General features: G+C 71.2%; 3 protein-coding genes. 1 reads left to right on the top strand and 2 read right to left on the bottom strand.

Annotation, left to right across the window (positions count from 1 at the left end):
- The coding region (locus EJK15_RS75260; RefSeq protein WP_276615497.1) for a type I polyketide synthase at window positions 1–6,910 on the bottom strand (6,910 nt) is incomplete at its 3' end.
- Complete coding sequence (locus tag EJK15_RS75255; RefSeq protein ID WP_276615496.1) at window positions 6,907–9,804, bottom strand: AMP-binding protein; 2,898 nt, start codon at window positions 9,802–9,804, stop codon at window positions 6,907–6,909. The genes EJK15_RS75260 and EJK15_RS75255, both read right to left, overlap by 4 nt.
- 539 nt (window positions 9,805–10,343) lie before the next feature.
- On the opposite strand from EJK15_RS75255, the gene EJK15_RS45015 reads away from it, so the two are divergent.
- Window positions 10,344–12,710 carry a S1 family peptidase gene (locus EJK15_RS45015; RefSeq protein WP_171074906.1) on the top strand — a complete coding sequence of 789 codons (2,367 nt, stop codon included), beginning with the start codon at window positions 10,344–10,346 and terminating at the stop codon, window positions 12,708–12,710.
- Window positions 12,711–12,750: the final 40 nt, after the last annotated feature.

Raw genomic sequence — 12,750 nt, 5'->3', positions numbered from 1 at the left:
GCCCGTTCGAGGCACCGTCCTGGTTCACCGCCGAGCCGCGCAGCACCGCCAGCACCCGATGCCCACGACGCCGGGCATCCGACAACCGCTCCACCACCAGCACGCCCACACCCTCGCCCCAGCCGACCCCATCAGCCGCCTCGGCAAACGACTTACACCTCCCATCAGCGGCCAACCCCCGCTGGAGGCCGAAGTCGGTGAAGGTGTCCGGCGTGGCCATCACCGTCACCCCACCGGCCAGCGCCAGATCACACTCTCCCGCACGCAACGCCTGCGCCGCCAGATGCAACGCCACCAGCGATGACGAACACGCCGTGTCCACCGACACCGCCGGCCCCTCCAAGCCGAACGCGTACGCCACCCGCCCGGACACCACACTGGCCAGGCTGCCGTTGCCCAGGTAGCCGGCATACTCCTCCGGCACCCGGCCCGGCCGGGTGCCCCAGTCGTGGTACATCACTCCGGCGAACACACCGGTCGGGGTGCCGCGCAGCCCGGATGGGTCGATGCCGGCGCGCTCCAGGGCCTCCCAGGACGCTTCGAGCAGCAGCCGCTGCTGCGGGTCCATGGCGGTGGCCTCCCGCGGGCCGATATCAAACGGAGCGGGGTCGAAGTACGCCGCGTCGTGCAGGAACCCGCCCTGCCGGGTGTAGGTGCGACCCAGCTTGCCGGGCTCCGGGTCGTAGATGCCGGTGATGTCCCAGCCTCGGTCGGTGGGGAAGCCGGTGATGCCATCGCGGTCGTCGATCAGGAGTTGCCACAGGTCTTCGGGGCTGGTGACCTGACCGGGGAAACGGCAGGCCATCCCGACAACAGCAATGAGATCACCAGCGGCATCACCAGCGGCATCACCGGCGGAGCCGCCGCGCGGGGCGGCCGGGGCCGGGCGGCGGGCAGCGGTGCCGGAGAGGGCGGCGTCCAGATGCATCGCCAGCGCGCGGGGAGTGGGATGATCGAATACCAGGGTGGGGGTGAGCCGTAGCCCGGTCACCGCGTGCAGCCGGTTACGCAACTCCACCGCGGTCAGCGAGTCGAACCCGAACTCCTGGAAGGGCCGGTCGGCATCGATGGCCTGAGCGGTGTCGTGGCCCAAGGTGGCCGCCGCCTGGCCACAGACCACATCCAGCAACTGCCGCTGCCGCTGCGGGGCCGACAGGTGCGCCAGCGCCGCCACCACCGGCCGCACCGCCCCAGCCGCACCTGCGGCACCTGCGGCTTCGGCTGGGTCGGCTGGGTCGGCTGCTCGGGTGGGGTCGGCGGTGGGGCGCGCGGCGGGACCGGCCAGCTCGCGCAGCAAGGCCGGCAGGCCGGCCCCCCGCCGGCCCAGCGCGGCCGGGTCGAACCGGGCCGGCACCAGATGCGGCCGACCGGCGACCAGCCCGGCGTCCAACAGGGCCAGGCCTTGACCCGCGGTCAAAGCGACCAGCCCGGCGGCGCGCATCCGCGCCTCATCCCGCGCGCTGATCCGGCCGGCCATGCCCCGTTCCTCGGCCCACGGCCCCCACGCCAGCGAGATCGCCGGAAGATCGGCCGCCGCCCGGGCCACCGCCAGGGCATCGGTGAAGGCATTCGCAGCCGCGTAGTTGCCCTGCCCGGCCCCATCCACCACCCCGGCCAGCGAGGAGAACACCACAAACTGGGCCAGATCACCATCCCGGGTCAGCTCGTCCAGATGCCAGGCCGCGTCCACCTTGGGCCGCAGCACCGCCTCCACCCGCTCGGCCGACAACGAAGTGATCACCCCGTCGTCCACCACTCCCGCCGCATGCACCACCGCTCGCAGGGGGTGGGTGCCAGGAATCCCCTCCAGCAGCACCGCCAGCGCGTCCCGATCAGCCACATCACAAGCAGCCACCACAACCTCGGCGCCCAGCCCGGTCAGCTCATCGCGCAGCTCAGCCGCCCCGGGGGCGTCCAGGCCCCGGCGGGAGACCAGCAGCAGATGCCGCACCCCGTGCCCGGCCACCAGATGCCGCGCCACCAGCGCACCCAGCCCGCCGGTACCCCCGGTGATCAGCGTGGTCCCATCGACCGGCCAGGCCGCCACGGGCTCCTCGCCGGCATCCTCACCACCCACCCGACCAGCGCCGCCAGGCGCCAACCAGGAAGAGGCCACATCTTCCAAACCGGGCGACACCACCCGCCCCAGACGCGGCACCCACAACCGTCCGCCGCGCAGCGCCACCTCCGGCTCACCACAAGCCAGCGCCGCCGCCACCGCGTCGGCCACCCCGTCGCCGCTTCGGCCCAGCGAGGCGCCGGCAAGCGCCACCTCACCGGGTGCCGTCTCGGCGTCGGTTTCCAGATCGACCAGTGTGATCCGGCCCGGATGCTCCGCCTGCGCCGCCCGTATCAACCCGCACACCGCGGCCTGAAGCGGATCCACCTGTCCGCCGTCGGCGGCGACCCCACCCCGGGTCACCACCACCAACCGGGCGTCATCTCCCGGTTCACGAGTCAGCCACTCCCGCAAGCGGGCCAACACCGAACCCACGCCACGGCGCAGGCGGTCCAGCAGCCCACTGTCGGCAGATCCGACCCTGGCCCACTCGGTGGCATCGATCACCAGATCTGCGGCGATGCCACCCGACGACACCGTCACGTCCACCGGCCGCCACACCACCTCGTGCAGCCACTGGTGCGCCGCAGAGCGCGAACTCGACCACTGCACGGGCACCGGGCGGTAAGCCAGTGACGTCACCGTGGCCACCGGCTGGCCCACTGGGTCGGCGAGGTCGAGCCGAACCCCGGCTTCGTCGTCCGGGCGCAGCCTGACCCGCGCCGCACGCGCCCCGTCGGCATGCAGTGACACCCCGCGCCAGGCGAACGGCAACGCCGTATCCTGGTCGTGGCCGGGCAGCAGGTCGGTGGCGTGCAGGGCCGCGTCGAGCAGCGCCGGGTGCACGCCGAAGCCCGTTGCCTCCACCCCGTCGGCCAACCCCACCTCGACGAACACCTCCTCGCCGCGGCGCCAGGCTCGGGTGAGGCCGCGGAAAGCGGGGCCGTAGTCGTAGCCGCGGTTGGCCATCGCCGGGTAGAGGCCGGTGACGTCGAGTGGTTCCGCGCCCGGCGGTGGCCAGTCGGCGAACTCGTGTGCCGCCGCCGGGCCGGGAGCCGGGGCAGGGGAGAGGAAGCCGGTGGCGTGCCGTAGCCAGACACCGTCTTCGCCGATGGAGTGGATCTCCACGGGCCGCCGCCCGTCCACGGCGGATCGGCCGGCGACCACCCGGATCGTCACCTGGCCCCGACTCGGTAGCTCCAGGGGGGTGTGCAGGGTGAGTTCGTCGATGGCCGGGCAGCCGACCTGGTCGCCGGCGCGCAGGGCGAGTTCGACGAAGGCGGTGCCGGGCAGGATCGGGGTGGCGTTGATGGCGTGATCGGCCAGCCAGGGCTGGGCGGTGACCGACAACCGGCCGGTCAGGATGGCGCCGCCGTCGGGCTGCTCCACCACCGCACCCAGGAGCGGATGGTCGGCGGCGCCCAGACCAAGCGCGGCCGGGTCACCGGCCGGGGCGGGCCGCAGCCAGTAATGCCGCCGCTGGAAGGGGTAGGTGGGCAGGTCCAGATGGCCGATGCGGGCGCCGGCCGGTCCGGCTGGTGCGGTGGTCCAGGTCGGCCAGGCGGTCCAGTCCACGCCGGTGCCACACGTCCAGGCCTGGCCCAGTCCGGCGATCAGTTGGGCGGTCTCGTCCCGGTCGCGGCGCAGCAACGCCACCACCGCGGGGTCACCGCCGTTGTAGTTGTCCCCGCGGCCGCCATCGGCACTGAGGACCTCGGCGTGGTCGCCGTCCCCACCGCCGGTTTCGCCGGTGTGGTGGTGATCGTGGTGGGTGAGGGTTTGTTCGATCATGGGGGTCAGCTGGGCGTCCGGGCCTGACTCCAGGAAACAGCCGACTCCGTGCCCGCGCAGGGTGGTGACGGTGTCAGCGAACCGCACCGGCCGGTGCACATGCTCCACCCAGTAGCCGGGCTCGGTGATCTGCGGCCCGGCCAGCCGACCGCTCACTCCCGACACCAGCGCCACGGTCGGCGGGTGGAACGCAAGCGAAGCCGCCACCTCCCCGAACTCGGCCAGCATCGGCTCCATCAAAGGCGAGTGGAACGCGTGCGACACCCGCAACTGGCGGGTCCGGTGCCCGTGCTGCCGCGCCCAGTCGACGACCTGGGCGACCTGGTCGGATGCGCCGGAGACCACCACCGCGCCGGGCGCGTTCACCGCCGCCACCGAGATCTCGCCACGCCCGGCCAGCACCGGGGCGAGGACATCTTCGCCGCAGCCGATCGCGGCCATCGCACCCCCGGCCGGCAGTGCCTGCATCAACCGGCCGCGGGCGGCCACCAGCCGGCACGCATCCGCCAGCTCCAGCACCCCGGCCACATGCGCCGCGGTGATCTCACCCAGCGAATGCCCCGCCACAAAGTCAGGCCGGACCCCCAGCGACTCCAGCAGCCGGTACAACGCCGTCTCCACCGCGAACAACCCGGCCTGCGCGAACACCGTCTGATCCAGCACCCCACCCACACCAGAACCAGACCCAGCAGCCTCAGAACCACCAGTCTCGCCAGTCTCGCCGGTCTCGCCGAGAATGATCTCCCGCAGGCCCACACCACCGGCCAGCCCGGTCACAACCCCCGCAGCGTCGGCGGTAGCGAGTTCAGTCTCCAGCAACGCGCACGCCTCATCGAAAGCGCGGGCGAACACCGGGAAAGCCGCATACAACTCCCGGCCCATCCCAGGCCGTTGCGCACCCTGACCGGAGAACAGCACCGCCACCCGGCCCGGCCGCACCCGACCCACCACCGCAGCCGCCGACTCCAGCACCCCGGCCGCCAACCCTCCGACCGCCAACTCCCCAGTCGCCGGCTCGCCAGCGGCCAGCGCCCGCAACCCAGCCAGCAGACCCTCCCGATCCGCCACCGGCAGCACCGCCCGGTACTCCAGGGCGGCCCGGCGCGACAGCCCGGCCGCCACCTCCACCGGACCAGCCTCGTCATGCCCGGCCACGAACCCGGCCAACCGGCCGGCCTGCGCCCGCAACGCCGCCTGGCTCTTGGCCGACACCACCACAGGCACCGGCAACACCACAGGCACCGGCGGCACTGGCCCCGTAGCCGCGGGGTCGCCCTCGGGTGCAGTGGCCGTGATGCTGTCCCGCTCTGCCGACCCCGCCCCGGCCAACGCTTCCTCAACAGAGGGCACGGCCGTACCGCCGCCGACCACTGATGGCTCCTCAACGGGCGGCTCTTCCAAGATCACATGAGCGTTGGTGCCGGAGATGCCGAACGACGACACCCCCGCCCGGCGCGGCCGGCCCTCGACCCGCGGCCACCGCCGGGCCTCGGTCAGCAGCTCCACCGCCCCGCCGGACCAGTCCACCTTCGACGACGGCGCGTCGACGTGCAACGTCTTGGGCAACAGCCCGTGCCGCATCGCCAGGACCATCTTGATCACACTGGCAATGCCGCCGGCCGCCTGGGTATGACCCAGGTTGGACTTGGCCGAGCCCAGCCACAGCGGCGACTGCCGGTCCTGGCCGTAGGTGGCCAGCAGCGCGTGCGCCTCGATCGGGTCCCCCAGCGCGGTGCCGGTGCCGTGCGCGTCGACCGCGTTCACGTCCGCGGGCTCCAGCCGGGCGGCCGCCAGTGCGTCCCGGATGAGCCGGCGCTGTGCGGGACCGCTCGGCGCGGTCAGCCCGTTAGACCTGCCGTCCTGGTTGATCGCGGTGCCGCGCACCACGGCCAGCACCCGGTGCCCGTGGCGGCGCGCTTCTGACAGCCGCTCCACCACCAGCACCCCGACACCCTCGGAGAACGCTGTGCCGTCCGCGGCGTCGGCGAACGCCTTCACCCGGCCGTCCGGGGCCAGCCCCCGCTGCCGGCTGAACGCGGTGAACATGCCCGGGCTGCCCATCACCGTCACCCCGCCGACCAAGGCCAGGGAGGACTCGCCTGAGCGTAGCGAGGCGCAGGCCAGGTGCAGCGAGACGATCGCGCCGGAGCACGCGGTGTCCACCGTGATCGCCGGCCCGGACAGGCCGAGCAGATAGGCGAGTCGGCCGGAGACCAAACTCGGCGCGTTGCCGGTCATCAGGTAGCCGTCCAGGCCTTCCGGCGCCTCGTGCACGCGTACGCCGTACTCGTGTACCTCGGCGCCGAAGAACGTGCCGACGGGCCGGTCGCGCAGCGACGTCGGGTCGATGCCCGCGTGCTCCAGCGCGGCCCAGGAGGTTTCCAGCACCACCCGCTGCTGCGGGTCCATGGCCAGCGCCTCGCGCGGGTTGATGCCGAAGAAATCCGCGTCGAACCCGGTCGCGTCGGGCAGAAAGCCGCCGCGGCGCACGTAGCTCTTCCCCGGGGCGTCCGGGTTCGGGTCGAAGAGGTTCTCCAGATCCCAGCCGCGGTCGGTGGGAAAGTCGCCGAGCACCTCGCGTTCCTCGGCGAAGATTCGCCACAGTCCCTCGGCGGAGTCGACGCCGCCGGGGAACCGGCACCCGATGCCGACGAGGACGATCGGGTCGACGTCGGCGTCCGGCGTGGCGTCCAGGAGGTTCGCGCGGCCCGCCGCGGGCTCCGGCACGGGCAGACCGAGTACGGCGGCGCGGATGTAGTCGGCGACCAGCGCGGGCGTGGGGTAGTCGAAGGCCAGGGTCATCGGCAGCGCCACGCCGGTGGTGGTGACCAGCCGGTCGTGCAGGTCCACTGCGGCCAGCGAGTCGAGGCCGAGCTCGCGGAACGGCCGGTTGGAGGTCACCTCGGCCAGCTCGCCGCCCTCCACTCCGAGCAGCGCCTCCCTGGTCTCCCGGTGCACCAGTTCCAGGAGCACCCGGCGCTGCTCCGCGGCGGGCAGCTCGTCGAGGCCGTCGAGCCCGGCCTCGGAAGGGCCGCCGTGGTCGCCTGGGGTTGCCATCATGCGCTCCGGGGGTCGGGGTTTCGCGGCGGGTCGTAGACCCGTTGGCGTTGCAGCCGGGAGACGGAGACGATCTCGTCCCCGCGGATCACCACTTCGGTGGGCGCGGGGCGGCCGAGGAACAGGGACAGGCTGGCGGTGAGGCCGTAGGCGCCCGCGTGCGGGATGGTCACCAGATCGCCGGGGGCCGGGTCGGGCAGTTCGATCTCGCGGGCGAGCAGGTCGCCGGGTGTGCACAAGGGCCCGGCCAGCGCGGCCCGGCGGCCGGGCGCGGCGGCGTGCGGCGTGCCGCCGTTCGGTGGCGCGGGCTTGACCTGGACCGGGAGCAGCCGGCCGAGCCCGGACATGCCGCCGAACGCGTTGATCCCCGCGTCCAGGATGACGAAGGTGCGGCCCCGGCTCTCCTTGACGTTGACCACGGTGCAGTGCAGCTCGCCACAGTCGGACACCAGGTACCGGCCGGACTCGCAGGCGATGCCCGGCCGGCCGTCCCGCCACTGCGGCAGGTACCGGTCCAGCGCCTCTTCCAGGCCTTTGCGCAGGCTCGGGTAGCCGGGCCGCGTACCGGGCACGCCGTACGGCGCGGCGAACCCACCGCCGAGATCCACCAGCTCGAGCGGTTCGCCCAGGATGCGCTGCACCTCCGCGGCGACCGTCACGGTGTGCTGGAACTCGCCGAGCAGGCTGTCCTCGTCCGCGGCGTTGCTGAGCGGGAAGAAGTGGGCGCCGATGATCCGGGTGCCCGGAATCGCGCGCATCGCGGCCACCTGCGCGGGCAGCTCCTCCATGTCGTTGCCGAACTGGGAGGGGGTGCCGGTCATCCGGATGCTGGTGGCGGCGGCCGCGGTGGCGCTGTTCACGCGCAGCAGGCATTTCGCGACGGTGCCGTGCGCGGTGGCCGCGGCGCCGACGTGTTCGAGGTCGGTGAGCGACTCCACGGAGAACAGCCGCACCCCGGCGGCGAGCGCCTCGGCCAGTTCCCCCGCGGTCTTGCCGGGCCCGGTGTACAGGCAGTCGGCGCCGGTGAAACCGGCGGCCAGCGCGGCGGTCAGCTCCCCGGTGGAGCTGATCTCCGCACGGCAGCCGCCGCCCGGGGCCGTACGCAGCGCGCGGGCCACGTCCGGGTGCGGGTTGGCCTTGAGCGCGTAGTAGATCGCCGTGCCTTCCGGCAGGAAGTCGGCCAGGTCCTGGTGCGCCGCCGTGACCCGGTCCAGGTCGTACACGTAGAGCGGGGACCCGAACCGGCGGACCAGTTCCTCATGGGTGATTCCCGGCGGCTTCCGGTGGGGCTCCGCCTGCCGAGTCGCGTCCTTGGGCGCTGAGTCCGGGAGCGCCCGCCGGGGACGGGGCGCGGCCGGACGTGCTTCCCCTGCGTGCATGTGGCGCAGCCGGTCGCGGGCGTACTTGCCGTGCGCGGACTGCGGGATCTCCGGGATCACCCGGCAGACCGCGGGCACCTTGGCCGGCTCCAGCCGGGCGGCCAGCTCGCGGAGGACGGCGTGGGGTTCCAGCTTCGCACCGTTGGCGGCCTCGACGAAGACCGCGAGATCGTGCTCGCCGTCCGGGGGCAGCACGGCGGCCGCCCGGACCCCGGCGATGTCGAGCGCCGCCGCCTCGATCTCCACGGTGCTCATCCGGATGCCCTTGCGTTTGAACATGTCGTCCCGGCGGCCGTCGAAGTAGAGGTATCCGTCCTTGTCGAGGCGGCCGTAGTCACCGGTGTGCAGGCGCTTCTCCCCGGTCCGCGGGTCGCGGCGGAAGGTCTTCGCGGTCACCTCGGGGTTGCGCCAGTACCCCGGCATCACGTGCGGGCCGGTCACCACGATCTCCCCGGTCGTCCCGGTGGGCACCGGGTTCCCGTCGGGGTCGAGGATGTGTACGGCGGTGCCGGGCAGCGGCCGTCCGACGGAGTCCGGGCGCTCCCGCTCCTCCTCTGGAGGCATGACGGAGATGCGCTTGCACTCGGTCTGGCCGAACTGGCGGACCACCCGGGCGCCGGGGAAGTGGGTCCGCAGCGCGTCGATGGTGGCGGCGGGCAGCGCCGCGCCGGTGTTGGTGAACAACCGCACCCCGGTGGTGGGCTCACCCTGCCGCTGCGCCGAGGCGATGATCATGTTGGCCAGCGAGGGCACGATCGGCACCACCGTCGCCCGGGTCTTCCGGAGCTGGTCGACCAGCCGCAGATCGGCGCCGGCGTCGGCGAAGACCAGCTCGGCGCCCACGGCGCAGGTCATCAGCAGCTTGTACAGCCCGTAGTCCCAGGACATCGGGAAACGGCAGAAGACCACGTCGTCCGGGCGGTAGCCGAGCGCCTCGACGATCGCCACGGTGGCGAAGCAGACCTGGGCGTGGGGGCAGATCACCGCTTTCGGCTCCGCCGTACTGCCCGAGGTGTACACCAGCGCGGCCAGGTCCGCGGGGTTGATCTCACTCGGTACGGCCACGCGCGCCCGTCGGCTCGCGAGCTCGGTCACCTCGTCCCAGACCGCTTCGAAGTCGTGGACCGGTGCGCCGGTGAGGGCGCGCACGGCGCCGGGTTTCCCGCCGGCGGATTCGACGATCACCAGTGCGGGGTCGGCGTTCTCGAGCACCGAACGCAGGTGAAAGCTCTTCATCGCCGGGTTGAGCGGCACGAAGACGGCACCGCGGCGGGAGACGCCGAAGAACAGCGCGGCCAACCGGCGGTCGGTGGGGGCCTGCACCACCACTCGCGCGCCCGGGCCGACGCCGCACCCGGCCAGCCAGCGGTCCACCGCGTGGCTGATCGTATCCAGTTCGTGATAGGTCCAGATCCCGGTGGAGTCCCTCACCGCTGGCGACTCGGGAAACTCCGCGGCGCTTTGGTCGAGAAAGTCGTGGATGAATGTCCCGTTGTATCTCGGCCGGTTATTCCGCATAATCGATGATCTCCCTCAGGCAGCAGAGTTCAGGCTAAGCCGGGGCTCCGCCCCAGATGTACCCCTAGCCGCCCCTAACGTCGGAGCCGGTCGGCCTACGGCCACGCTCGATAAGTCGCTCTCTTTCCACCGGGTTTACGCGGGGATTTCGCCGGAATCGTCGGTTCGAGATAAGGGTTCGCAGCGGTCATTCGAGCCGTCTTTCACCGGTAGGGCTCGCCGAACCAGATCACGAAGTCAGCCTCGGCGAGGGCCGGGTCGTGGTGGCCGAGAAGCGCGCGCCGATCGCGTCGTGTGGCGAGATGGCACGAGCAAGATCCGGAATGGGCAAGGAATCATCTCCGTCGAGGGAGAGCGGCACTGTGCAAACGCCGAAGTAGAGCGGCCATCCGATCCGCGGCGTGAGCGCGACGGCGGTCAGCCGCACAGGTTGACGTGATCTCAGCGAATCGCCGGCAGGTAACTCCGCTGAGCAGATGCCCGCCTTATGTCCGGGCAATGCCCTGGTTCGCAGAAGGTGTGATCTCCACAATCGTGCCGTGAACCTCCAGCGAATCATCCGGTCATTACACATCACAACCCTCTCGTTATTGATGGTTGTCTCCTCAGCAGTGCTCTGGGCAGGGGCGACGCCGGCCCAAGCGGTAAAGGGCGGAAGCCCGGTAGCCGACGGCACATGGGGCTTCGTGGCGAAGGTGAACGTGGGCGAGACCCACGGCTGCACCGGAGCCCTGGTCAGCCCGCAGTGGGTGCTCACCGCCGCCAGTTGTTTCGCCTCTCAGGGGCAGTCCGTCACGAGCGGGGCGCCGAAGACTGCGACGACGGTGACGGTCGGCAGGACGGACCTGTCCGGTTCGGGCGGGCGGGTGCTGCCCGTGGAGTGGATCCACCCGCACCGCGACCGGGATGTCGTGCTGGTCAAGCTGTCATTGCGGGCCGTCGGCATCACGCCTGTCGCGGTCGGCTCCACCGTTCCTGCCGCGGGAGATGCGCTGCAGGTCACCGGCTATGGCCGGACCGCTGAGCAGTGGGCGCCCAACCGGCTGCATGCCGCGCCGGTCGTGGCCGGGGCCGTGGCCGCCGGCTCGTTCGGCTGGACCGGAGCGAGCGGCAGCGACGTGAGCGCCTGTCAGGGTGACGCGGGCGCGCCGGTGCTCCGCACGAGCGGGGGCCGCGCGGAGCTTGTCGGGCTCGGCTCCGGCGCGGGGCAGGGGGGCTGCCTCGGTGCGGCCGGCGACGGGACGCGCGGCGGCGACGCGGTGCGGGTGGACGATCTGGCGAGCTGGATCCGCGCGGTCGCGGTCGAGCCCACCACGTCCTTCACCCGGTACGGATCCAGTCTGAGCGGGATCGGTGGTTATGACCTGGATGACAACCGTGATCAGGTGGTGGCGTTCGACTACGAGCATTCGGGAAAGCTGGATCATCTGGTGCTCTACCGTCCGGGCTCGCAGATCGTCTTCATCGTCAAGCGGAACACGGACGGTACCTACGCTCCGGTCTATTCCTCGATCTCTGGGATCGGTGGCTATGACCTGAAAGACGGCCGGGACCGCATCATCGCCTTTGATTACACGGGTTCGGGGAAGCTGGATCATCTGCTGCTCTACCGTCCGGGCGGGCAGACGGCCTGGGTTCTCGAGCACGGTGCGGGCAACACGTTCAGAGCCGTGTTCCACAGCTCGGCCGGCATCGGTGGCTATGACCTGAAGAGCGCCGAGGACCAGATCATCGCCTTCGATTACGAGCATTCGGGGAAGCTGGATCATCTGCTGTTGTACCGGCCGGGGATCGGGACGGCCCACATCCTCAAGCACAGCGGTGGCGCCACGTTCACGCCGGTCTATGCCTCGGTCGACGGTGGGATCGGTGGCTACAACCTGAAAGATGCCCGGGACCGCATCATCGCCTTTGATTACACGGGTTCGGGGAAGCTGGATCATCTGGTGCTCTACCGTCCGGGTGGGCAGACGGCCTGGGTTCTCGAGCACGGTGCGGGCAACACGTTCAGAGCCGTCTTCAACAGCGCGGCGGGCATCGGTGGCTATGACCTGAAGAGCACGGCGGATCAGATCATCGCCTTCGACTACGAGCATTCGGGGAAGCTGGATCATCTGCTGCTCTACCGTCCGGGCGGGAAGACGGCCTGGATTCTGAAACACGGCGTGGGCAATTCGTTCACAGCGGTGTTCCACAGCTCGACCGGCATCGGTGGCTATGACCTGGAGTTGGCGAAGGACCGCATGATCGCCTTCGACTACAGGAGTACAGGCGGGCAGAGCCATCTGTTCCTCTACCGGCCAGGCGACCAGATCACCTATTTCGCGGGACGGACTCTTCCGACTGTACAGGTGGCTCCGGTCACCGTGTCGCCCGTCATCGGCCCGGACTCCATCGTGGAGAGATTCGTCTATCCCCTGAACTTCCCGCACGAATTCGCGGGCACCTCCGGTCAGGACGATTGGGGAACGGACGAGGCCGAGGCGCAGAACTTCGAGCTGATCTCCGGGAACGGCGGGATCATCTGGGTCTCGTGCACCGCGTCCCCCGAGAACGGGGTCGGCGTGATCAAGGTGTTCCCGGGCTTGCTGAACGGCCAGACCGAGATCGGCGAGCCGCATCTCGGCGTGACGGCGGTCTGCTTCAAGGTCCTCGGCTCCGAAGGATGGGTGAGGCTCCGGATCCCGAACGTCTATGAGGTTCAGGGAGACAGCCGCTCGCCAGGGGCCGGCCATGACGTGGACGCGACAGTCGTGAACGTGTCTTCCGGAGCGGAGCGGACCAAGCGCGTCGAGCGGGACGAGAGCGAGCAGTTCGGACGTACGGATACCACCTGTGACGAGAGTCACCAGGACTATCCCGACAACTGCCGCGAGACCCTCCTGGAACTGCGGGTCGTCAGCTGAGAACTGAACGGCCGGCCGGCGTTTGACATCCGGCCGGCCG

Origin of the sequence: Nonomuraea basaltis (assembly GCF_005893125.1) — a bacterium.
GTDB classification, from domain to species: Bacteria; Actinomycetota; Actinomycetes; order Streptosporangiales; family Streptosporangiaceae; genus Nonomuraea; species Nonomuraea basaltis.
Note: the sequence above shows the minus strand (reverse complement) of the source record. Positions and strands in the feature narration are given on the sequence as shown.